General features: G+C 64.0%; 19 protein-coding genes. 5 read left to right on the top strand and 14 right to left on the bottom strand.

The genetic code is table 11. The features are described 5' to 3' along the window. Nucleotides 1-9 precede the first annotated feature (9 nt). The 4 genes from LOZ77_RS09340 to LOZ77_RS09355 form a co-directional block, all read right to left on the bottom strand. Nucleotides 10-4,212 (bottom strand): translocation/assembly module TamB domain-containing protein, encoded by a 4,203-nt coding sequence (locus tag LOZ77_RS09340; RefSeq protein ID WP_230278914.1) that lies wholly within the window; start codon nucleotides 4,210-4,212, stop codon nucleotides 10-12. Next, nucleotides 4,212-6,365, bottom strand: a complete 2,154-nt coding sequence (locus LOZ77_RS09345) for an autotransporter assembly complex family protein (protein ID WP_230278915.1) — start codon at nucleotides 6,363-6,365, stop codon at nucleotides 4,212-4,214. Before LOZ77_RS09345 ends, LOZ77_RS09340 begins: the two co-directional genes overlap by 1 nt. Before the next feature lie 76 nt (nucleotides 6,366-6,441). Beyond that, the gene (locus LOZ77_RS09350) at nucleotides 6,442-7,302 is read right to left on the bottom strand and encodes an arginyltransferase (protein ID WP_230278916.1); all 861 of its coding nucleotides are present in this window, start codon (nucleotides 7,300-7,302) and stop codon (nucleotides 6,442-6,444) included. Between the two features lie 243 nt (nucleotides 7,303-7,545). After that, nucleotides 7,546-8,802: a threonine ammonia-lyase gene (locus tag LOZ77_RS09355; RefSeq protein WP_230278917.1), complete on the bottom strand. Its 1,257-nt coding sequence runs from the start codon at nucleotides 8,800-8,802 to the stop codon at nucleotides 7,546-7,548. A 59-nt stretch (nucleotides 8,803-8,861) separates the two neighbouring features. Between LOZ77_RS09355 and LOZ77_RS09360 the strand changes: the two genes are divergently transcribed. Together LOZ77_RS09360 and LOZ77_RS09365 are read left to right on the top strand one after the other, a co-directional pair. Continuing rightward, complete coding sequence (locus tag LOZ77_RS09360) at nucleotides 8,862-10,538, top strand: amidohydrolase (protein ID WP_230278918.1); 1,677 nt, start codon at nucleotides 8,862-8,864, stop codon at nucleotides 10,536-10,538. A gap of 306 nt (nucleotides 10,539-10,844) precedes the next feature. Further along, nucleotides 10,845-11,066, top strand: coding sequence for a hypothetical protein (locus tag LOZ77_RS09365; RefSeq protein ID WP_230278919.1), 222 nt, complete (start codon nucleotides 10,845-10,847; stop codon nucleotides 11,064-11,066). A 149-nt stretch (nucleotides 11,067-11,215) separates the two neighbouring features. On the opposite strand, the gene tatC is transcribed toward LOZ77_RS09365, so the two are convergent. The 9 genes from tatC to LOZ77_RS09410 form a co-directional block, all read right to left on the bottom strand. After that, nucleotides 11,216-12,031: a twin-arginine translocase subunit TatC gene (gene tatC / locus LOZ77_RS09370; protein WP_230278920.1), complete on the bottom strand. Its 816-nt coding sequence runs from the start codon at nucleotides 12,029-12,031 to the stop codon at nucleotides 11,216-11,218. Continuing rightward, entirely contained in the window at nucleotides 12,028-12,444 is a 417-nt protein-coding gene (gene tatB, locus LOZ77_RS09375; RefSeq protein ID WP_230278921.1) for a Sec-independent protein translocase protein TatB, read from the bottom strand. The genes tatC and tatB overlap by 4 nt, the downstream gene beginning before the upstream one ends. A gap of 36 nt (nucleotides 12,445-12,480) precedes the next feature. Beyond that, nucleotides 12,481-12,729, bottom strand: coding sequence for a twin-arginine translocase TatA/TatE family subunit (tatA, locus tag LOZ77_RS09380; RefSeq protein WP_230278922.1), 249 nt, complete (start codon nucleotides 12,727-12,729; stop codon nucleotides 12,481-12,483). Nucleotides 12,730-12,766: 37 nt separating this feature from the next. Then, nucleotides 12,767-13,423, bottom strand: a complete 657-nt coding sequence (scpB, locus tag LOZ77_RS09385; protein WP_230278923.1) for an SMC-Scp complex subunit ScpB — start codon at nucleotides 13,421-13,423, stop codon at nucleotides 12,767-12,769. Further along, complete coding sequence (locus LOZ77_RS09390; protein ID WP_230278924.1) at nucleotides 13,420-14,250, bottom strand: ScpA family protein; 831 nt, start codon at nucleotides 14,248-14,250, stop codon at nucleotides 13,420-13,422. The genes scpB and LOZ77_RS09390 overlap by 4 nt, the downstream gene beginning before the upstream one ends. Continuing rightward, nucleotides 14,247-15,272 (bottom strand): beta-N-acetylhexosaminidase, encoded by a 1,026-nt coding sequence (nagZ, locus tag LOZ77_RS09395; RefSeq protein WP_230278925.1) that lies wholly within the window; start codon nucleotides 15,270-15,272, stop codon nucleotides 14,247-14,249. Before nagZ ends, LOZ77_RS09390 begins: the two co-directional genes overlap by 4 nt. Before the next feature lie 73 nt (nucleotides 15,273-15,345). After that, nucleotides 15,346-16,032 (bottom strand): SPOR domain-containing protein, encoded by a 687-nt coding sequence (locus LOZ77_RS09400; RefSeq protein ID WP_230278926.1) that lies wholly within the window; start codon nucleotides 16,030-16,032, stop codon nucleotides 15,346-15,348. A 3-nt stretch (nucleotides 16,033-16,035) separates the two neighbouring features. Then, complete coding sequence (gene argS, locus LOZ77_RS09405) at nucleotides 16,036-17,823, bottom strand: arginine--tRNA ligase (protein WP_230278927.1); 1,788 nt, start codon at nucleotides 17,821-17,823, stop codon at nucleotides 16,036-16,038. A 219-nt stretch (nucleotides 17,824-18,042) separates the two neighbouring features. Then, nucleotides 18,043-18,705, bottom strand: a complete 663-nt coding sequence (locus LOZ77_RS09410; protein ID WP_230278928.1) for a hypothetical protein — start codon at nucleotides 18,703-18,705, stop codon at nucleotides 18,043-18,045. A 189-nt stretch (nucleotides 18,706-18,894) separates the two neighbouring features. On the opposite strand from LOZ77_RS09410, the gene ispH reads away from it, so the two are divergent. The 3 genes from ispH to rnhA are packed head-to-tail and all read left to right on the top strand — an operon-like array spanning nucleotide 18,895 to nucleotide 21,327. Next, nucleotides 18,895-19,893 carry a 4-hydroxy-3-methylbut-2-enyl diphosphate reductase gene (gene ispH, locus LOZ77_RS09415; protein WP_230278929.1) on the top strand — a complete coding sequence of 333 codons (999 nt, stop codon included), beginning with the start codon at nucleotides 18,895-18,897 and terminating at the stop codon, nucleotides 19,891-19,893. Nucleotides 19,894-19,900: 7 nt separating this feature from the next. Then, on the top strand, nucleotides 19,901-20,887 hold the full coding sequence (locus LOZ77_RS09420; RefSeq protein ID WP_230278930.1) for a homoserine kinase: 987 nt from the start codon (nucleotides 19,901-19,903) through the stop codon (nucleotides 20,885-20,887). A 2-nt stretch (nucleotides 20,888-20,889) separates the two neighbouring features. After that, nucleotides 20,890-21,327 carry a ribonuclease HI gene (gene rnhA, locus LOZ77_RS09425; RefSeq protein WP_230278931.1) on the top strand — a complete coding sequence of 146 codons (438 nt, stop codon included), beginning with the start codon at nucleotides 20,890-20,892 and terminating at the stop codon, nucleotides 21,325-21,327. Between the two features lie 62 nt (nucleotides 21,328-21,389). Here rnhA and LOZ77_RS09430 read toward each other — a convergent pair whose 3' ends face one another. Then, on the bottom strand, nucleotides 21,390-21,569 hold the full coding sequence (locus LOZ77_RS09430) for a DUF1508 domain-containing protein (RefSeq protein WP_230278932.1): 180 nt from the start codon (nucleotides 21,567-21,569) through the stop codon (nucleotides 21,390-21,392). Between the last annotated feature and the right edge of the window lie 32 nt (nucleotides 21,570-21,601).

Below are 21,601 nucleotides of genomic sequence, written 5' to 3' on the forward strand. Positions count from 1 at the left end.
GCCCGGCGATCAGTAATCCTTGCTGATCTCTGCCGATACGGCGTTATAGCCCAGCGACGACACCGTTCCCAACAGCGACAGCCAGCTTGTCACGCGGAATTCCAGCTCGGTCGCGCTGTACCCCTTGCCGTCGGTCACCAGCTCAACATAGAAATCGCGTCCGATATATTCGCCCACCGCGACGCTGGTGCCGCGGCCCAATGCCTCGTCCGCGCCGATCACGCGCAGCCGGTCAACCCCGATGGCGCTGCGCAATTCGTTGATCGGGTCCATGCCCCCGCCTCCGCTTTGGAACGCGGCCAGCGCGGCGCCCAGTTGCAGTGCTTCGGGTGCCGAAATATTGGCGACCGAATCCCCGAACAACAGGCGCGACAAAACTTCCTCTTCCGGCAGGGCGGGCACAGAGGAAAAGCTGATTTCGGGTGCATAGGCCGTGCCCTGAATCAGGATGGTGGCATTGATGTCGTTGATATCGGCCTCTGCCTCTACATCAAGGCGCGGATCGGGCGGATTCTCGCCCGAGAAGCTGATCCGTCCGCGCGTCAGGTCGAACCTCTTGCCCGCGAACTGGTAACCGCCGCGCACAAGATCGGCTTGTCCGAAAATCACCGGCGCATCGGTATTGCCGCGCAGCCGCACATCGACGCCCCATTCGCTGTCCAGCCCCATGCCGGTGACGGTAAAGCGATTATTGGCCTGCACATCGATCAGATATCTCCACGGCGCGCTCGACGCCTTGCGGGTCTGGCGGTCGGCCGGCAGGTTGATCTCGCGGCGCGGAATGCTGGGCAGGTTTTCGACCGCCGTCGTATTGCCCAGCTTCCAGCGGCCCGAAATCATCTCAAGCCGTCCCGCCACCGTGCCGACATTATCGGTTGCCACCACGCGGATCGGCCCGCTGACCACGGCGGCCATGTCGTCGCGGTTCAACAGGCGCGCATTTTTGGCCGCAAGCCGCAGGTCCATGCTGACGCCATCGGTAAACAGGCGCGACAGGTCGACCGATCCGCTGCCCGAAACCGTGCCATTGCCTGATACGCCGCTGAAACGCGGCAGGCGCAGCACCGAACCGTCGAAAGTGCCAAGGATCGCGATATCTGTGACATCAGTGCCCGTCAGCGTGCTTTGCAGGCGCAGCCCTTCCCCGCGCAGGGTGCCGCGTATCCGGGGCTGGTCGAAACTGCCGCGAATATCGCCCGCGATCCGCACATCGCCGGTCACATCGAACAGTTCCACCGCCGCCAGCCGCCACAGCGCATCGGCAGGCCCGCCATAGCGCAATTGCGCGAACAATGTTCCGGCGCGCAGCCGTTCGATCAGCGTCCCGTCGGCAGGCAGGTTCGACAGGCGCATCTGCAGACGGCCATGGCGGGTCGCATCCTCGCGGATAATGGTGCGCGTTTCGAAATCGTCCGCCGTCAGCTCGGCCACCATGGCCAGATCGACGGGGCGCGAAGTCAACACCAGACCCGAACGCGTCAGATCGTCGAACAACAGCCGCGCACGCACCGTGGGCGCAGCGCCTGCCGTCCGCCGGTAATCGACCACGCCCGATGCCTTACCGCCGATGTCCAGATCATCGACGAACAGGTTCGCGACATCCAGCGGCATGTCGACCACGCGCACGCTTGCCGCGGTCTCTTCGCCAAAGCGCCCTTCGGCCTGTATGGTCCCGCCCGCGAAATCGATCTGGCTGCGCTGCAGGTTCCAGCCGCTTTCATCGCGCAGCACGACCAGCGCGCGGGGCATGGAAATGCGCCGTCCGGCATAGCGTCCGCGCGCTGCCACCTCGACCCGATCGTTTGACACTTCGCCCGCCATGCGGAGGAAAAAGCGGCTGCCGCGCCGGCCCGCGACCATGGCATTGAATGTGCCTTCGCCGTCTTCCAGCCTGCCTTCTGCCGCGAAACGGCCCAGGAACAAATCGCCGCGCCCGATACCCTGTGCATTGATCGCCGCGTCCAGTGTGGTCGCATCGCCCAGCACGCCATTGGCCTTGATATGCGCCAGTCGCACGGTGATCGGCGGTTGACCCTGAAAACTGGCGTCGCGCAGGATGATATCGGCGTCGATCCCCTGCCCTTCCGATTGCGGGGCCAACGCGACAGAGCCCTCCACCCCGCCACCCGTCAGCACAAGATTGCCCGCGACGCCGCCTTCCTCGACCGTCAGATCGCCCGACATGGTCGTATCGCTCAAGGTGAGGCGGTTGACTGCGATGCGCACCGGCTCGTCAGCGGCAGAGACGATGCCGATATTGCCCGTGAACGGCCCCAACATCGACTGCCCCTCGGCGTCGATCAGAAAGCCGTCCTCGTCGGGTGCCAGCGCGATGCGGACATCTTTAACTCCGGCCGCGGGCAATGGCTCGGCAAAGACCAGTTCGGCGTGCGGTCCCTCGCCATCCATCGTGCCATCGACGGTAAAGGGTCCGAAATCCGCATGCCGCCCTTCACCTGCCAGCCGCACCGTGCCGTCCACCGCGCGCTCGCCCGATAAAGAGAGGTCGAGCCTGGGCGCGTCCAGCCGTGCGCTGCGGATCAGTATCGGGGCATTGGCTGCCATCGACACATCGGCATTGAACGCGACCGGCGCGCCGACATAGTTCTCCAGCGTGGCATTGGTCACGCGGCTCATCCGCCCGTCGACTTTCGCCGCCAGCGTCCAGCCTGCATTCCCGCCCAGCACCGCGTCGATCTGCGCCCGCGCATTGGCGCTGCCCAGCCCCTCCAGCACGACGCCATTGGCGATCACCGGTCCCGTCAGGCGATATCGCCCCTGCGCCACATCGCCGTCGAGCGCCAGCCGCGCACCAAGGCCCGAGGAATCGAACACGATATCGGGGGCGACCAGCCGGTCCCCGCTATAGGTAATGGTCGCGTCCAGCTTTGCACCGCGCAGCCGCGGATCGACCATGGCACTGCCCGTGGCGATGCTGTCCGCCGTGGCGGCAAGCGGCAGTTGCAGTCGCGACCCGTTCCAATTGCCATTGCCCGTCGCCACGACACGCGTGGCATGGGCATCGCCCGCGCCGATGCGCGCCGCCTCCACCGTATAGGCGATGGCCAGATCCTCGCGGAAATTGCCGTCCAGACCCAGCCGTGCCTGCAAGCCATCGGCGCGTAGGTCGGGACCCGCCAGTGCCGGATCGGTCACCCGCGCCAGCACGCCAAACCGGGCAAGGCGGTTGGCGTTCAGGTCCACGCCGCCGCGCGCCAGCACCTCGACCCCTGCGCCTACCAGCACATAACGCCCGTCGATCACGCTATCCTTGAAAGTGCCTTGGGCATTGATGCTGACCACTTCGCCCACGGCTTCGGCGGCTATGCCCGACAAATAGCCGTCGGACCGTATCTGGCCGAGCAGCCCGTAAATCTCGCCCTGCTTGGTCAGGGTCATCGCGGCCAGATTGCCATTCCCCTGCCGCACGCGGGCATAGCCTTTCCAAGCGGTCCACTTGCCCTTGCCGCCCATGGCGATCTGCAAGTCCTCGCTCGCCCCTGCCATGCCTGCCAGCAAGCCGCCAGCGGGCGCGTTATAATCGACCAGAAGATCGATCACATCGCCGCTCTGGTCCGCATCCAGGCGCGCCAGCAGCCGGTCCTCGCCGCCCAGATCGCCCAGCATTTCTATCCTGGCGCGCCCGTCGGTGATGTCCGCCGTGGCCCAGAAATCCACGGTGCGTTCCATACCCGCGATGGCCTTGTCGACGCGCAGATCCTCGATCGCCAGCCGGTCGATCCGTATGTCGAAATCGGGCAGGATCGGCGCGTCGGGATCGCCGGGGTTCAGTTCGGGCATGCGCATAAGATGCCCGCGCCGCGCGACCAGCCTGCGCACGTCGAGCCCGCGCGTGAACCAGTGCAACGGTCGCCAGTCCAGCTCTACCTCGGGCACCCGCAGGAATTCGCCCTTGGGGTCGGACAGCACGACATCGGTCAGTTCCGCCTCGCCCAATATCGAACCCTCGATCCGGCCGATCTTGACCCGCAGGCCCGATGCGGGGGCATAGCTGGCAAGGCTGTTGGCGATAAAGCGATGGCCGATAGGGCTGTCGATCAACACCGCGCCCAGCCCGATCACACCGAGCAGAGCGATAAGCCCCGCCAGCAACCGCGTGCGCCAGTAACGGCCCCAGTCGCGTCCCTGTTTCACGGACTGCGCCGGTGCGGGCGTGCCGTCAGGCGGCAGATCGCCGGTCTCGCCCGCCATCAGAACGCCTGCCCCAAAGAGATATAGACCGCGATATTGCTGTCACCCGGCCGCGGGTTCAGCGGCGTTGCCAGATCGACGCGCAGCGGACCGAAATTGGTGTGATAGCGAACGCCGATCCCGGCACCATATTGCATGTCGGACAGGCCCGGCGTGCTGTCGTTTTCCACCGTGCCCGCATCGATAAAGGGCACCACCGAGATAGCGCCGCCAAGCAAGCCGGTGCGATAGCGCGCCTCCAGCGAAAACTCGCTGAGCGAAAGGCCGCCGGTCGGATCGCCCAGACTATCCTGCGGTCCGATCTCCTGATAGCCATAGCCGCGCACCGAACCGCCGCCGCCCGCGAACAGCCTGCGCGATGGAGCGATATTTTCGATATCGGTGCCGGTGATCGTGCCGAATTTCGCGCGCCCCGCGACGACCAGCTTTTCGTTGACCGGCTGGTAATAGCGACCCTCCAGCCAGCTTCGCAGATAGGTCGACCGCGAACCGCCCGTGTGCGAGATTTCGGGCGATGCGAACAGCGATATGCGCCAGCCCCGTGTCGGATCGAGCAGATCGTCGCTCTTGTCGTAAATCACCTCGCCCGGAAGCGCGGCCACGAAATAGGTTTCGCGCGGGCCGATAGCCTTGCCGCCCAGCGTGCCTTCGCGCTCTTGCGTGGCGACCAGTTCGAGGCCGACCGACCACGACAGCACCTTTTGGTACAGCAGCGTCGACACGCGTTCGAACTTGGCCACGCCCGAAATCGTGCGCGCCTCGTAAGCGTCGCGGTCGATGGTGTTGGCGAATACGTCCAGCGTCAGCACGCGGTCGCGCCCGTGCCAGTTGTTGCGGCGGAAAGTCGCGCCGACCAGCTGTTCCTGCGTGCCCGCGATCGCATGCAATTGCAGCATGCCTTCGGGCGGGAAGAGGTTGCGATGCTCCCAGTTCACCTCGGTCCGAATGCCGCGGCCCGTGTCATAGCCGATGGCCCCTGCAATGGTGCGCAGGGGCGCCTGCTCGAATGCAACATCGACATCGACGACGCCCGGTTCGCCATCGGCAGGCGCGACCACTTCGCGCGGTTTGACGGCCAGAGACGAAACGAGGCCGGTGCCCAGCATCGCCTTGCGCAAATCCTCGACCTCGCTCGCCTTGTAGATATCGCCCGTGTCGAATTGCGAGATTTCAAGAAGGTGCCTGTCCGACAGGAATGCCGGATCGCTGCTGTGCACTTGCCCGAAACGATATTTGCCGCCCGTGGTAACGGGCTGGGTCAGATCGCCCTCGTCGCGGGCATGGTCGATCAGCAGATCGGGCTTGCCCATTTCGACAAAGGGATAGCCGGTCTCGCCCAGAGCGACTTCGAGATCGATCCCTTCATAGACGATCCGGTCTTCCTGAATGAAATCGCCCGATGCGATCTCGAACGCGGCGCGTATCTCGGCATAGTCGTCGCCCGCCGCTTCCAGACCCGGCAGCTCGACCGCGCCATATGTGTAACGCTCACCCGGATCGATGGTGAAGATAAAGCGCGCATCGTCGGCAACCACCGTGCCGCCCTCGCCCGAACCCTCGCCTTCTGCCGGTGTTTCGACGCGCTGCCGCACATCGGCATCGTAAAAGCCATAAGCCGCCAGCATGTCGGACAGCAGCGCGGTATCTTCCTCGGCCCGATTGGCAAGTTGCGCGAAATTATCGTCCCCGTCGCGCAGGTTTTCGATATCCGAAAGTCCTTCGAAGCGGGTTTTGAAATCGTCGAACTGGCCGAATTCGGCAAAGGACGCCGGATGGCTGAGGGTAATGCGCTTGGACAGGCGCGTCTCGATCGCCTCTTCCTCTTCGCTCTCGTCCTCCCCGCCGCGCTGCGCCATGCCGGGTAGCGCCAGATCGGCGGCAGGTCGTCCATTCTCGCGGCTGAGGAGTTGCGCAAGATCGGGATCGATCGCGATGTCTTCCAGATCGACCCTGAAATCATCGTCCTCGGGCCAGGCGAGCGAGAAGCCGTCCTCTTCCATGGGCGAATCGATGTCGTCCTCGGCCGGCACCGGCGTCGCGGCGGCGTCGGTCTCCATCGCCCAGCTTTCGGCATCGTCCAGCGCGCTGTCGGGGATTAGCGCCTCAAGCTCGGCATCGGCATCGCGGCTTTGCGCGTGCGCAGGTCCGGCCATGCCCAACAGCATGCCACCGGCCAGAACCATGGCCAGCGCATGACACGCCGTTTGCGATAGGGGGATCAGGCGGGTTTCAGCCTTCGAGGATGCGGTACTGATCTTGGGCGCAGGGGATATTGTCCTTGCTGCCACCCACGCGCGCGTCTTCGCCTTCGGTGCGCGGCTGCGACACCGTTGCGGCAATAAGCGCATCCTGCCTGCCCGCATCAAAACGTTCCCAGCCTTCGCGACCCAGCCGCTCCAGTGGCCGGTAACGGATCTTGTACTGCATGCGCGAAGACCCCTCGATCCAATAGCCCAGATAAACATAGGGCAGACCGGCCTTCGCAGCGCGGTCAATGTGGTCGAGTATGATGTAATTGCCAAGTCCGGATCGGTCGGGATGATGCGGGTCATAGAACGAATAGATCATTGAAAGACCGTCGTTCTGCCGGTCGGTCAGGCACGCGCCCACCAGACGCCCCGGGCGTCCGTCCACATCCGGTTCGCGATATTCGACGACATAAGAGGTGACCGGCGTCTGCTCGATCATGTCTGCGTAATCCATCGAATCCATCGCGGACATGCCGCCACCGGGATGGCGTGCCTTCAGATAGTGTTGCAGCAGATCATATTGCTCCACCGTCGACCACGGGCGGCAGGCGGTGGCGACCAGATCGGCATTCTTCTGCATGGTGCGGGTCTGCGTGCGCGACGGCACGAATTCCTCTGCCACCACGCGCACCGAAACGCAGGCGTTACATCCCGCGCAACTGGGCCGATAGGCAACGGTCTGGCTGCGGCGGAACCCGATGCGGCCAAGCGCATCGTTGAGGGCGTCGGAATCGGGTCCGGCAAGTTCCGTGAATACCTTCCGCTCCTGACGACCCGGCAAATATGGGCACGGAGCCGGGGCAGTCACATAGAAGCGGGGGAACCTCACGGGTGCGGACACGAACTTGGGCCTGTACCTCTCAACCGTCGATCCGGTGGTCGACCGATGTTCCGGACTGCCCGGCCGGTGAAAGCCATGATGGGCACCGCGCGGCAGGCGGCGACCAGGAAAAGCCAGCCATGCCGCGCGTAGGACCTATATGCCCGCGATCGTTCAAATATTAAAGGCCGTTAACTACGATTCGAGCAAAAATGGCCATTTTGTTCGTTTTTAGCGCTACCGCTGCCCCTTTGGGGTGGCATTTCAGGCCAGTTCGACCGTGCTGACCTGATAGCCTTTGGACCGCAGATCCGCAATCAGACCGTCAATCTGCGCCCCGTCGCGCGCTTCGCATTCGATATCGGTGATCAGCCCCTTGGCAGGCAATGTGGTAAAGATGCGCTGGTGATAGATCTCGATAATGTTCACATTATGCGCATCGAACGCATGCATGACGCGGAACAAGGCGCCTGGCCGGTCCTGCAATGTGATGCGCAGACGCGCCAGACGGCCCGACCGCGCCAGATCGCGCAGCAGCACATTGGCCAGCAGCCGCGTATCGATATTGCCGCCGCACAGCACCAGGCCGATTTTCTTGCCCGCGAATTTCTCGCGATTCGTCAGCACCGCGGCCAACCCCGCCGCGCCCGCGCCTTCGACCACGGTCTTTTCGATCTGCAACAATAGAGAGACGGCGTTTTCCAGCGCGCCTTCGTCGACCAGCAATATATCGTCGACCAGCTTCGCCACGACCTTCGCGGTCAGTTCGCCCGGTGCCTTGACCGCGATCCCCTCGGCCAGAGTATCGCCGCCGCACTGGTGCTCCTCGCCCCTGATCCGCGCGAACATCGAAGGGTAAAGCGCCGATTGCACGCCCACGATCTCGATATCGGGGTTCATGTCGCGCGCGATGGTCGCGATGCCCGAAATCAGGCCGCCGCCGCCGATCGGCACAACCAGCGTGTCGAGGTCGGGCTGATCCTCCAGCATCTCGAGCCCGACCGTACCTTGCCCCGCCGCGACGAAAGGATCGTCGAACGGATGCACGAAGGTCAGCCCCAGCTCTTTCTCAAGCTTGCGGGCGTGAGCCGATGCATCGTCGAAAGTCTCGCCTTCCAGCACGACTTTGCCACCGACGCTTTCGGTCTGCATGATCTTTACCGTCGGCGTGGTGCGCGGCATCACAATGGTGACGGGCACGCCAAGGCGGGTGCCGTGATAGGACAGACCCTGCGAATGGTTCCCCGCGCTGGCCGCGATCACCCCGCGTTCGCGCTGCTCCTGCGTCAGTTGCAACAGCGCGTTCAGCGCGCCGCGTTCCTTATAGGCAGCGGTGAATTGCTGGTTTTCGAACTTCAGCCAGATTTCCGCGCCCGAAATCTGCGACAGGGTCAGCGATTTCAGCATGGGCGTGCGCACGACCTGTCCGGCAATGCGGCGGGCGGCGGCCCGGACATCGTCGGCATTGAACGGCAGTGCGGCTTGCGCCGTGTTGGCGGTATCGGTCTGAAGATCGGACATAGGGCAAAGCCCCTATCGGATATGGCGCGACTTGCAAATGCGGTTTAGACCCCGTCGCCATGACTGCACCCGCTATGTCCGCGAAACGCCTGTTCGCAACCGTCACCGCCCTTATTACCGCCACCCTGCCCGCCGCCGCGCTGGCCGATACTCTGATCGAGAATGTGGACGGCATCCGTGTCGAGCGTGACGGCACGGTCGAACGCTTTACCGCCATGCTGATCGACGACGACGGCAGGGTCGCGAAGCTTTATCAACGGCGCGACAAGCTGCCCAAGGAAGTCGATTACAAGCTCGACGGCGACGGGCGGGTCCTGATTCCGTCTTTTATCGATTCGCACCTGCACCTGACCGATACGGGGCTGGCGGCGATGATTCTCGACCTGTCAGACACCGCATCTTTGGCCGAGGCGCAGGAGAAAATCGCAGATTATGCCGCCCGCTATCCCAATCGCGGCTGGATCATCGGGCGCGGCTGGAATCAGGAGAAATGGGGACTTGGCCGCTTTCCCACGGCCAGCGATCTGGACGCGGCCGTCAGCGACCGGCCCGTCTGGCTGATGCGCGCCGACGGCCATGCGGGCTGGGCGAACAGCGCGGCCATGGCAGCGGCAGGGGTCACCGCAAAGACTGTCGATCCCGAAGGCGGGCGGATCATCCGCGATGCCGCCAAGGCACCATCGGGCGTGTTCGTCGATAATGCAATGGGCGCGATCGCCGCACTCGTCCCCGAACCGCGCCCCGAAGAGCGCGACATTGCGCTGGACAAGGCACAGCAATTGCTGCTCGCCCACGGGATTACCGCTGTGGCGGACATGGGAACCACGATCGACGACTGGCAGGCCTTGCGCCGGTCGGGCGATGCGGGGCGGCTGCGCATCCGCGTGATGGGCTATGCCGGCGGGATTGAGCAGATGGTGACGATCGCGGGCGCCGAACCGACGCCGTGGCTCTATGGCGACCGGCTCTTTCTGGGCGGGGTGAAGCTTTACCTCGACGGCGCATTGGGATCGCGCGGCGCATGGCTGCTGGCCGATTATGCCGATGCGCCGGGCGAACGCGGGCTGCCGCTGAAAAACGGCACCCAATTGCGCAATATGATGAGCCGCGCTGCCATGGCCGGTTTCCAGCCCGCCGTGCATGCCATCGGCGATGCGGCGAATCGCGAAGTGCTCGATTCGATCCTCGAACTCAACGAAACCTATACCGGCGACCGGCGCTGGCGGGTCGAACATGCGCAGATCGTCGATCCGATTGACCTGCCCCGATTCGCGCAGCTGGGCGCAGTGGCATCGGTACAGCCGGTGCACCAGACATCGGACCGCCAGATGGCGGAGGCGCGGCTGGGGCCAGACAGGCTGCAAGGTGCCTATGCGTGGCGAACGCTGATCGACAGCGGCGGCGCCGTGGCATTCGGCTCCGATTCGCCGGTCGAGCCGGTTGATGTCTGGGCCGGAATCGCCGCTGCGGTTACGCGGCAGGACGCAGATAGCCAACCGTTCGGCGGATGGATGCCGCAGGAACGGATCAGCCGCGAACAGGCATTGGCGGGTTTCACATCGGGCGCGGCATGGGCTGGCAAGGCCGACGGCCGCTTCGGTTCTCTGGCCCCCGGCGAATGGGCCGATTTCCTGTTTATCAGCGCCGATCCGCTGCTGGCGGCAGAGGGTGAATTACGCACCATCGCGGTCGAGGAAACATGGATCGCCGGCCGCCGGGCCTATCGCCGGGACTGACGGAAACACTATCAAAGGTTGTTGCGCAAATGCGGCAATCGTGTGCTGCAGAGCAAAAAAATGATGCTTCACATGCGTTTGAACCGATTAATGGCGTTGACACAGAGGGCTTTAAACGTATTTTCGGGCTCGAAATCCGGAAGGTTCGCCATGTCAGCGCATTAGCGTTTGGTTTGCCGTGCTGGAGGGTGTCATGAATTCGTCGCTTGGGGGACATAGCTACGAATCGTGATTGAAGATTCGGTCCGGGGCAGGTTTACGCCCGCTCGGATTCGAAATGAATTGAGCGAACAAGGAGATAAACTTATGATCCTCCGTAAGATGGCCACTGCCGCAACTGCGCTGGCTCTCGTATCGGCACCGATCGCTGCTTCGGCTGCGCAAGGTGAACAGCGCGCTGCTGCTCCGGCTGAAGAAGCCAGCGAAATGGGCGGCTCGCCGATCCTGGCCGTGCTGGCTGCCGTTCTCGTCGGGGTCGGCATCTACATCGCCGTCGATGGCGATGATGACGATCCGATCAGCCTCTGATCTCTCGTCAGAGGCAAGATACAAAAGGGCGGGGCTTCGGCTCCGCCCTTTTCGTTTGTGCGTTTCAATTGTTCGGGCACGCTTGGCAAATCGGGAAAAAACTGGCGGATCGCCGGTTAGCTTGAAGGCCTGAACAGACCGGCCTGCGATCAGGCCTCGGCGCTCTCGCCTTTCGGCGCATCCGCTGCCTTGGCCGCCTCGCGCGCCTGACGGCGTTCGGTGATTCGCATCAGGAACAGCGACCCTTCGAACAGCAGATAGAGCGGCAGTGCCAGCACCAGCTGCGACCCTGGATCGGGCGGAGTGATGATCGCGGCCAGCGCCACAATGCCGACAATCACATAGCGCCGCGCCTTGGCCAGCGAAGCACGGCTGACGATACCCGCACGATTGAGCAGCATCAGCAGCACGGGCAGCAAAAAGCTGATCCCGAAGGCCAGAATGAACTGCATCACCAGCGCCAGATAATCGCCCGTGCCTGGCAAAGCCTCTATCTGCAGGCCGCCCGCATCGCCCTGAAAGCCGATAAACCAGCGGAAGGCATTGGGCATGACCACGAAATAGGCGAGCGCGGCTCCGGCGGAAAACAGGATCGGCGTGGCGAACAGAAAGGGCAGGAACGCCTTTTTCTCTTTCGCATAAAGCCCCGGTGCGACGAATTGCCACAGCTGGTTGGCGATGATCGGAAACGACAGGAAAAAGGCCGCGAAGACCGCCACTTTCAGCTCGACGAAAAACGCTTCGTAAAGCTTGGTATAGATCAGCCGGCCCTGCCCGTCGGGAAACGCCTGCGTCAGCGGGCGGACGAGGATGGCGAAAATATCGTCGGCAAAGGGCAGGCAAATCGCAAAAGCCACCACCAGCGTCAAAAGACAGCGCAGCAGCCGGTTGCGCAATTCGATCAGATGATCGAGCAGCGGCGATTCGGTTTCGTCCAGATCGGAAATGCGAAACACGGGCTTCACCGGTCAGCCCCGTTGTTGGCGGGCTTGGCGGCCTCTGCGCCGGAGATGGTTCCATCGACCGGCGCAGCAGGTTCCGCCACCGGTTCCATCTGCGGATCGGCGGGCGCTTGCTCCGCTCCCTCTACCTCCGGTTCGGGCAGAGCGGGTGCTTCTCCGTCATGCGCGGGGCGCACCGCCTCGGGGTGCTTGGCCATGATCTCGGCGTTGCGCTTGTTCCATTCGGCCTGCATATCCTCCAGCTCGGCCTCGCGCACCATGGCGTCGATACCGGAACGGAAATGAGCGGAAACCTTGCGGATCTTCCCGATCCACCGGCCCGCCGAGCGCATGGCCATGGGCATATCTTTCGGACCGATGACGACCACCGCGACAATCACGATGATCAGCAACTCGATCGCGCCGATGTCGAACATGAAGAAAGCGTCCTAACGCAGCGCCGCAATGGCGGTTCAGCTGCTCTTTTCGGAATCGCCGGTCGCGGCCGGCGTCTCGACGGGTTCTGCCTTTTTCTCGCTGGCTGTCGGCGCGGGCGACTGGTGGTCGATCCGGTCGGGGGCGCGCGCTTCCTCGTTCATGCCCTGCTTGAAACTTTTGATGCCCTTGCCAAAGTCACCCATCATTTCCGAGATGCGCCCGCGCCCGAACAGCACGAGGATCACGATGGCGACGATCAGCAATTGCCAGGGTCCAACATTCATTTGAAATTCTCACAAACACGGGGGTTACCAAACCTGTTTAGGCCGATTCATCGCCTTTATCCAGTAAGGCGTGTGCATCATGTCCTTCAGGCGGATTCTCTCGAGGTTCTTCCCCCGAACGCTCGGTCATCTCGCGCTCCAGCGCTTCCTCGACCGGTTCCAGCAGGCCCGCGGCCCGCAATTCGGCAAGGCCGGGCAGGTCGCGGCGGGTGGCAAGGCCGAAATGGGTGAGGAAATCGGGCGTGGTGGCATAGATCACGGGCCGCCCCGGCACTTCGCGCCGACCGGCGGCGCGGACCCAGCCCGCTTCCATCAAAACGTCCAGCGTGCCCTTGGCCGTCTGCACGCCGCGGATCGATTCGATCTCGGCACGGCTGACAGGTTCGTGATAGGCGATGATCGCAAGGCATTCGGTCGCCGCGCGCGACAGACGCTTCACGTCCTCCCGCTCGCGCCTCAACAAATGGGCAAGGTCAGGCGCGGTCTGCAAGTGCCAGCGGGGTCCGCGCTTGACCAGTTCCACTCCGCGCCCGTCGTAATGGCCGGCAAGCTCGGCCAAAGCCTCGCGCACATCGGCGCCGCCGAGATGATCGCCGATCTCCACCGCCGTCATTGGCTCTTGTGCGGCGAACAGCACGGCCTCTACCGCGCGGACCAGATCATCGGGATTCCGGTCGGGCGCATCCCCGCTCATTCGCTGTCAGCCCCGCCGCGCCCCGCCAGGGCGCGCAGCCGCAACGGACCGAACACTTCGTCCTGCGCGATTTCGGCCCTGCCCTGCTTCGCCAGTTCCAGCGCCGCGACAAAGCTGCTGGCCAGCGCCGATTTGCGCAGGCGCGGATCGGCATGGGGCGGCAGGAACTGGCGCAGTTCCATCCAGTCCAGCGATACGCCCAGCATCGAGGACACGCGCGACAGCGCGCTTTCCAGCGTCATCACCGCACGATCGCGGACCATGTGTACGACGGGCGCGGTGCGGGCCTTTACCTGCCCATAGGCCTGCACCAGATCGAACCATTCGCAATGCCACGCCCGTTTTTTCAGCACCCGCAATCCTTCCGGCGCGCCGCGGGCAAAGGTGTCGCGCCCCAACCGGTCGCGCGCCATCAGCCGCGCCGCCACATCGCGCATCGCCGCCAGCCGCTCCAGCCGCAATTGCAGGCGCAGGGCCAGTTCCTCGGGACTGGGGTCTTCCTGCTCTTCCTTGGGGAGCAGCAGCGCGGATTTCAGATAGGCAAGCCATGCCGCCATCACGAGGTAATCGGCTGCCAGTTCCAGCCGCATTTCACCCGCGCGGTCGATAAAGGCGAGATATTGGTCGGTCAGCTCAAGGATCGAGATCCGCCGCAAATCGACCTTTTGCCTCCGCGCCAGATCGAGCAGCAGGTCGAGCGGCCCTTCCCAGCCGCCGAGTTCGACGTAAAGCCGCTCGCCCTCTTCGCTGGTGGTCGCAGCATCCTCTACCCAGCCGTCGGCCCCTTCGCCCCACAACAGGCCGGGTTCGGAGCCGTCGTCGATCATGCCTCGACGCCCGCCGCCATTAACAGCGCATCCCGCTTGGCGATGCATTCGGCGCGCCGTTCCGCGCCGCCGAACGGGCCGACATCCTTGCCGGCCATCGCCGCATCGAGACGGCGACGCGCATCGGGCGCGATTTCGCCGCAAGCCTCGACCGTGGCGATCATATCGGGCATTTTCGCCCAGCAATTCAGCACCAGATCGCATCCGGCCTGCAAAGCCCTGACCGAACGGTCCGCGATGGAGCCCGACAATGCCTCCATGTCGATATCGTCGCTCATCAACAGTCCGTCGAAACCGATCCGCCCGCGGATGATATCGCCGATTATTCTGGCCGATTGCGTCGCCGGATTTTCGGCATCCCACGCGGTATATTTGACATGCGCGCTCATCCCCATGGCCGCATCGCGCAAGGCATGGAACGGCGCGATATCCTGCTCCAGTTCTGCCTCGGTTGCGGTAACGACGGGCATTTCCTTGTGACTGTCGGCACAGGCGCGGCCATGGCCGGGGATATGCTTGACGATGCCCGCGACCCCTGCCGCGTCCAGCCCTTCCAGCACGGCGCGGCCCAGCGCAGCGACGCGCATCGGATCATGGCCGAGCGCGCGGTCCCCGATCACGTCATGGGCGCCCGCGCAGCGCACATCCAGCAAGGGCAACGCATCGCAATTGAGCCCTGCCTCGGCCAGATCGAGGCCGATCGCCTCGGCATTCACCTGCGCCGCCTCTATCGCAGAGATCGGCGCGATATCGTAGAGCCGGTCGAACACGCCCTGCGGCGGGTATTTCGGCCATATCGGCGGCTTCATCCGCGCGACGCGCCCGCCTTCCTGATCCACGGTGATAAGCAGGTTGGCCCGTCCCGCGATGGCGCGCAATTCATCGGTCAGCGCGCGCATCTGCGCCGCATTGTCGCAATTGCGGGCGAACAATATATAACCCGCCGGATCGGCATCGCGGAAAAAGGCGCGCTCGTCGCCGGTCAGCACGGTGCCGGAAAGGCCGAAAATCGCAGGCGTCATAAGGGCGCCAGATTCGCGGAAATCGCGCAAATGCGCAAGTTTCGGGGGCGGGGCCGCGCCCCTTATCCCCAAATCAGCGCTTTACCTGACACTCGATGCCATTGGCCTTCAGCTCGGAACACAGGGCATTGGCGGACGACGCATCGCCCGTCACCGCCTGCAGCCGGAACACGGTGCCGATATCGGCCCGCCCCTCGACGATTCGCCGGTTGAAATCGCCCAGCCGCTGGTAACGCTGGGTCAGCGTCTGCCACCCTTTTTGCGCCGCCGCCTCGGTCGAATAGGCGCCGACCTGCACCCCCACGCCCGATATTTGCGGCGCGGGCGCAGTCGCCGGCTTTGGCGCTGCTTCGGCCGTCTTGGCCGCTGGCGACGCGACGGGCACAGGATCGGGCTTTTTCTGGGCGATCCGCGCCTCGCGCTCGATCCCCTCGCCCACCTTGTAACTGGTGTCGCCGGTGCCGGCGAAAGTCTTGCCGCCCGGATTTTCGGGCCGCACCTTATACGGAGTGTCGGGGGCGGCAATCACCGAACCGTCGCCTTCGGGCGGGGCCAGTTGCCAGTCGCGCAGCAACCAGATCGCCAGTACCGACAGCAGGACGAAACCGGCCACGCCGCCCGCGAACTTGCCGATGCGGGGCCAGTCCAGCCCTTCGTCGCCATCCTCGTCCGCCGGTTCCAGCCAGGGCAGCCGCAGGTCGGTCTCGTCGAGCGCAAGCTGCGCCTCGCCGTCACCGCCATGGCTGACCTGTGGTATCATCTCTTAAAGCCGCTCCGCTGCCTCAACCCCCAGAATCGAGAGGCCGTTGCGGATAACCTGCCCGATTTGCGCCGCAAGATACAGGCGCACGCCCGTGTTTACCATATCGTCTTCCACGATAAAGCGACGAGCCGGATCGTCATTGCCCTGATTCCACAGCGCATGGAACGCAGCCGCCAGATCCATCAGGAAAAACGCGATGCGATGCGGTTCGCGCGCGCGGGCCGCCTGTTCGACCACGCGCGGGAATTGCGCGGCCTGTTTCATCAGCACCTGTTCGTCGGTGTGCAGGATGCCCTCATTGCCCCAACTCTGGATACGCGCCGCTTCCGCCTTGTCGGCCAGCCCCGCTTCTGCCGCCTTGCGCAGCACCGATGCGATGCGGGCATGGGCATACTGGACATAGAATACAGGATTATCCTTCGACGCTTCGACCACCTTGGCAAAGTCGAAGTCCATTTGCGCTTCGGGCTTGCGGGTCAGCATGGTGAAACGCACCACGCCCTTGCCCACTTCCTCGACCATGTCGGCAATGGTGATGAAATTGCCCGAACGCTTGGACATCTTCACCGGCTCGCCATCGCGCAGCAGTTGCACCATCTGCACCAGCTTTACGTCGAAAGGCTTCGGCTCCCCGTATTCAGCCCCGGTCAGTGCCGCGACGGCGGCCTTGATCCGCTTGACCGTGCCCGCATGGTCCGCGCCCCAGATGTCGATCAGCGCATCCGCGCCCTGCGCCTTTTGGAAGTGATAGGCCATGTCGGCCCCGAAATAGGTCCATGTGCCGTCGGACTTTTTGATCGGCCGATCCTGATCGTCGCCAAATTGGGTCGAACGGAACAGCGGCAGTTCCACCGGCTCCCAGTCTTCGGGCGTCTTGCCCTTGGGCGCTTCGAGCAGGCCGTCATAAACGAGGCCCTTTTCGCGCAGGAACGCTTCGGCAGCCTCCGGCTTGCCCTCCGCCTGCAATTTCGCTTCCGACGAAAACAGGTCGTGATGGATGCCCAACATGGCAAGATCGGCACGGATCATGTCCATCATCGCATCGACCGCACGGGTGCGGAACAGGTCGAGCCATTCGCTTTCGGGCGCGTCCTTGTATTGCGCGCCGAATTCCTCGGCCAGCTTTGCACCGATGGGCTTCAGATAGTCGCCCGGATAGAACCCTTCGGGAATCTCGCCGATGTCTTCACCCAGCGCTTCGCGGTAACGCAGATGCGCCGACCGGCCCAATGTCTGCACCTGCGATCCGGCATCATTGACGTAATATTCGCGGATCACGGCAAAACCGGCGAATTCCAGCAGGTCGGACAGCGAATCGCCGACCACCGCGCCGCGGCAATGGCCCATATGCATCGGTCCGGTGGGATTGGCCGAAACATATTCGACATTCACCGTCTGCCCCGCCCCCATCGCGCTGCGGCCATAGGCATCGCCCAGCGCGGCAATCGCATCCAGCTCGGCTTCCCATGCGCTGGGCGCGATCCGCAGGTTGATAAAGCCCGGCCCCGCGATTTCGGCGGCGGCGATATTGGCTTCCTTCGACAATTCGGCGGCCAGCCCCTCGGCCAGGCCGCGCGGATTGGTCCTGGCAGGTTTGGCCAGCACCATGGCGGCATTGGTCGCCAGATCGCCATGCGCGGGATCGCGCGGCGGCTCTACCGTCACATTGCCGCGATCGAGACCGGCCGGCAGGCTGCCCGCCGCCTCCAATGCATCGAGGGCCTTGTCCACCGCGGCGGAAATGGCGGCGTGGATGGTGAGGGTCTTGTCAGTCGTCTGCGTGCTCATGGCCGCGCGACTAGCGGGGAATCGAACGAGTGGGAAGGAGAGTCTTTTGGCGACTATCCGGCATTGCTACGCAACGCCTGCGTCCGGCACCAGCCCACTCCCCCACCCGACCACCCATAGGGTAGGATCGTTGGGTGGTCGGGTGGGGGAGTGGGCTGGTGCCGCCTGCCGGACGCCTGGCTATCGTAAAGCGTCAAGCCAACGTAGGTCCGGCAAAAATCAACGCGTCGCGTTATACGCCAGCTGCGCCTCGGTCAGCTGGAAGCCGACCAGCACTTCGAATGTCGAACGGGCAACGGCGGCCTTCACCTCAGGGTCGGCCAGCGGGTCCAGCGCCGCATCGGGGTCGCCCGGACGGCGCTTGCGGGTGATGCGTTCGCGGATATCCTCAGGCAGGGTCGCGGCGGCGGCGTCGATGAACGCACCGCCCTTGCCGGTCACTTGCGCACGGTCCTGTCCGGCGGCGAAATTCACCGTCACCGTCCCGACGCGCTTCGACTGCACCGTATTGCCGCCCTGCAGCACGGTCACGAAAAACGGCAGCTCCAAGCTGCGCGCGGTGCTGGTGTCGCGGCGGGTGGCCAGCACGTCGAAGCTGGCTTCGGAATAGATTTTCGCGCCCGAATCGTCGCAGGTCGCGCGCAGATTGGTCATCGTCGCGGCGACATCCATTGACGCCAGCGATGTATCGTTCGCCTGCGCGAATGTCGTGATGTCGCCAGTATAGGCGGGGATGCCCACTGCCGGACAGCGCGAACGCACGGCGGTCACGCCCACGCCTTCCTGAATGACCAGATCGCCCTCGCCCGAACAGGCGGACAGCGCGGCGGCACCCCCGACCAGCAAGGCGAAACGGGCAGAACGGCGGGACACAATGTTCATCGGCGGCGAAACCTTTTGCCTTGAATTCGGGCGGCCATGGCGGGCCGCCCTTGCAATAATCCTGCCTGCCCTAGCCGCAGCCATGCCCAAGGGCAACGCCGCGCGCAGGTTAGACCCCGAACTCTCTGGCGATGGCAACCTTTACCGCGGCTTTACGCGCGGCCCATCGGGGCGCTAAAGGCCTGTGTCATGGACACCCCGCATATCGACACGGCCCATGCCGTGAACGCCGACGCACCCGATACCGATGCGCGCCCTCCCCTGCTGGTGCTGCTGGCCGCGCCGCGCGGCTTTTGCGCAGGCGTGGACCGCGCGATCGAGATTGTGGAGCGCAGCCTCGAGAAATATGGCGCGCCCGTCTATGTCCGGCACGAGATCGTGCATAACCGCTATGTCGTCGACAGCCTGAAGGCCAAGGGTGCGATCTTCGTCGAAGAGCTGGACGAGGTTCCCGACGGCGTGCCCGTGGTGTTTTCCGCCCATGGCGTGCCGAAATCGGTCCCCGCCCATGCCGAACAGCGCGGCCTCGACTACCTCGACGCGACCTGCCCGCTGGTCAGCAAGGTGCACCGGCAGGCCGAGCGGCAGGTCGAGGCGGGCCGCCATATCGTCTTCGTCGGCCATGCGGGCCATCCCGAGGTGATCGGCACATTCGGACAGGTTCCCGAAGGCGACATGACCTTGGTGGAAACGGTCGAGGATGTGGCAAAGCTGGAATTCGCCCCCGGTGCAGAGCTTGCCTTTCTGACGCAGACCACTTTGTCGGTGGACGATACGCACGCCATTCTGGAGGCGCTGAAGGCGCGTTTCCCCCAGATCGTCGGGCCGAAGGCCGAAGATATCTGCTATGCCACGTCGAACCGCCAGTCGGCGGTCAAGGTACTGGCCCCGCAGGTCGATCTGGTTCTGGTCATCGGCGGTGCCAATTCGTCCAACTCGCTCCGACTGGTAGAGGTTGCCGAACGCCTTGGCACCACTGCCCGCCTGATCCAGCGGGGCGAGGATATCGAGGAAGGATGGCTCCACGGTGTCGGCGCCATCGGCCTGACCGCAGGTGCCAGTGCGCCCGAAGTGCTGGTGCGCGAAGTGATCGGGCGCCTGTCGCAATTCCGCAATGTGGAAGAGCAGGTGGTGACCACGGCGGAGGAAAACATGATCTTCAAGCTGCCCCGCCAGCTGACCGACTGACGCGTTCATGGCAGTCTATACCCGCATCAACAGCGAGGACATGGCCGCGCTGGTCGCAGAATTCGGCGTGGGCGAGCTGGTATCCGCCAAAGGCATTGCCGAGGGCGTGTCGAACAGCAACTGGCTGGTGGAAACGCGCGGCACGCCCGATGCGGGGCGATTCATCCTGACCGTTTACGAAGAACGCACCGACACGCGCGACCTGCCCTTTTTCCTGAACCTGATGGATCATCTCGCATCGGCGGACTGCCCCGTGCCGCGCACGATCCACGACACCAGTGGCGCGGCATGGCGCACGATCGACACCCCGCAGGGCGAAAAAATGCTGGCGCTGATCGAATTCCTGCCTGGCGTCAGCGCCGACGATCCCAGCCCGGCACAGGCCCATGCGGTGGGCGCGGCACTGGCGCAGGTGCATCTGGCGGGGCACAATTTCGCGCAGACCCGTGCCGATGGCATGGGGCCCAACGCGTGGCGCGGCTTTGTCCGCGATTGCGCGGGCCGGTGGGGAGAGATCGATCCCGCGCTGGAGCAAGTGCCCGAACTGGTCGATGCCGCCATCGCCCGCTGGCCCGATACGCTTCCCGTTTCGACCATCCATGCCGATCTGTTTCCCGATAACGTGCTGCTGGTCGGCAATGACGTATCGGGCATGATCGACTTCTATTTCGCCTGCACCGGCCCGATGGCCTATGACATCGCAGTCACCCATGCGGCATGGAGCTTCGCGCCCGATGGCCGCAGCTTCGACCGTTCGGTCGGCGATGCACTACTGGCGGGCTATCGTTCGGTCCGCGTCCCCAGTGAAGCCGAACGCGCTGCCCTGCCCGCGCTGGCACAGGCGGGCTGCCTGCGTTTTCTGCTGACCCGCGCCTATGACTGGCTGAACACGCCTGCCGACGCGCTGGTCACGCGCAAGGACCCGCTCGCCTTCCTGCGCCGCCATGATTTCTATCGCAGGCAGGGCGCAACCATCTTTGATGCGCTGGGCTGATCATGGCTGAAGTGCAGATTTTCACCGATGGCGCGTGCAAGGGCAATCCCGGCCCCGGTGGCTGGGGCGCGATCCTGCGCAAGGGATCGACCGAACGGGAAATGTCGGGCTCCGAAGCCGATACGACGAACAACCGGATGGAGCTGACTGCGGTGATCCGCGCCCTGTCGGCGCTGAAGCGGCCCTGCCATGTCGAGCTGTATACCGACAGCAAATATGTGATCGACGGCATCACCAAATGGGTGTTCGGCTGGCAGAAAAAGGGCTGGAAAACCGCCGCGAAGAAACCCGTTCTGAACGAGGATCTGTGGCGCGAACTGCTGGATGCCACACGCCCGCACCGGATCGACTGGCATTGGGTCAAAGGGCACGACGGCCACCCAGAGAACGAGCGCGCCGACCAGCTGGCCAGCAATGCGGCGCTGGCAGTCAGGGCCTGATTTTCAAGAGGGTTGGGGCCGGAACGGAACGGTCACGCTCCGGCCTCCATAAGCCGGTCGGCTCAGGTCGTGGTGTCGACCACTTCGGCACCGGGGCCGTTCTTCAAAATGGATTCAATCGCATTCTTGGCACTGGCTTTCGAAGTATAGCCTTCGGTCCAGAACATGGTTTCGGAGTTATAGCAGAAATAGGCGACATACTCACCCTTCTTGTTCTGCCGGATTTCGAAGCGATGCGCCATTACGTACTCCCGTCATTGGCCTTCAGGAAATC

It is taken from the genome of Croceicoccus sp. Ery15 (genome assembly GCF_020985305.1).
In the GTDB taxonomy this organism is placed as follows: domain Bacteria; phylum Pseudomonadota; class Alphaproteobacteria; order Sphingomonadales; family Sphingomonadaceae; genus Croceicoccus.

What these genes read in the sequence shown, in the direction of transcription:
- tatB (WP_230278921.1), bottom strand. Translation starts at nt 12,444, where the DNA reads ATGTTCGACATCGGCGCGATCGAGTTGCTGATCATCGTGATTGTCGCG.
- tatA (WP_230278922.1), bottom strand. Translation starts at nt 12,729, where the DNA reads ATGAATGTTGGACCCTGGCAATTGCTGATCGTCGCCATCGTGATCCTC.
- LOZ77_RS09420 (WP_230278930.1), top strand. Translation starts at nt 19,901, where the DNA reads ATGGCAGTCTATACCCGCATCAACAGCGAGGACATGGCCGCGCTGGTC.
- LOZ77_RS09430 (WP_230278932.1), bottom strand. Translation starts at nt 21,569, where the DNA reads ATGGCGCATCGCTTCGAAATCCGGCAGAACAAGAAGGGTGAGTATGTC.
- LOZ77_RS09355 (WP_230278917.1), bottom strand. Translation starts at nt 8,802, where the DNA reads ATGTCCGATCTTCAGACCGATACCGCCAACACGGCGCAAGCCGCACTG.
- argS (WP_230278927.1), bottom strand. Translation starts at nt 17,823, where the DNA reads ATGAGCACGCAGACGACTGACAAGACCCTCACCATCCACGCCGCCATT.
- LOZ77_RS09340 (WP_230278914.1), bottom strand. Translation starts at nt 4,212, where the DNA reads ATGGCGGGCGAGACCGGCGATCTGCCGCCTGACGGCACGCCCGCACCG.
- LOZ77_RS09345 (WP_230278915.1), bottom strand. Translation starts at nt 6,365, where the DNA reads ATGGCCGGACCTGCGCACGCGCAAAGCCGCGATGCCGATGCCGAGCTT.
- rnhA (WP_230278931.1), top strand. Translation starts at nt 20,890, where the DNA reads ATGGCTGAAGTGCAGATTTTCACCGATGGCGCGTGCAAGGGCAATCCC.
- ispH (WP_230278929.1), top strand. Translation starts at nt 18,895, where the DNA reads ATGGACACCCCGCATATCGACACGGCCCATGCCGTGAACGCCGACGCA.
- nagZ (WP_230278925.1), bottom strand. Translation starts at nt 15,272, where the DNA reads ATGACGCCTGCGATTTTCGGCCTTTCCGGCACCGTGCTGACCGGCGAC.
- LOZ77_RS09365 (WP_230278919.1), top strand. Translation starts at nt 10,845, where the DNA reads ATGATCCTCCGTAAGATGGCCACTGCCGCAACTGCGCTGGCTCTCGTA.
- LOZ77_RS09400 (WP_230278926.1), bottom strand. Translation starts at nt 16,032, where the DNA reads ATGATACCACAGGTCAGCCATGGCGGTGACGGCGAGGCGCAGCTTGCG.
- scpB (WP_230278923.1), bottom strand. Translation starts at nt 13,423, where the DNA reads ATGAGCGGGGATGCGCCCGACCGGAATCCCGATGATCTGGTCCGCGCG.
- LOZ77_RS09390 (WP_230278924.1), bottom strand. Translation starts at nt 14,250, where the DNA reads ATGATCGACGACGGCTCCGAACCCGGCCTGTTGTGGGGCGAAGGGGCC.
- LOZ77_RS09410 (WP_230278928.1), bottom strand. Translation starts at nt 18,705, where the DNA reads ATGAACATTGTGTCCCGCCGTTCTGCCCGTTTCGCCTTGCTGGTCGGG.
- LOZ77_RS09360 (WP_230278918.1), top strand. Translation starts at nt 8,862, where the DNA reads ATGACTGCACCCGCTATGTCCGCGAAACGCCTGTTCGCAACCGTCACC.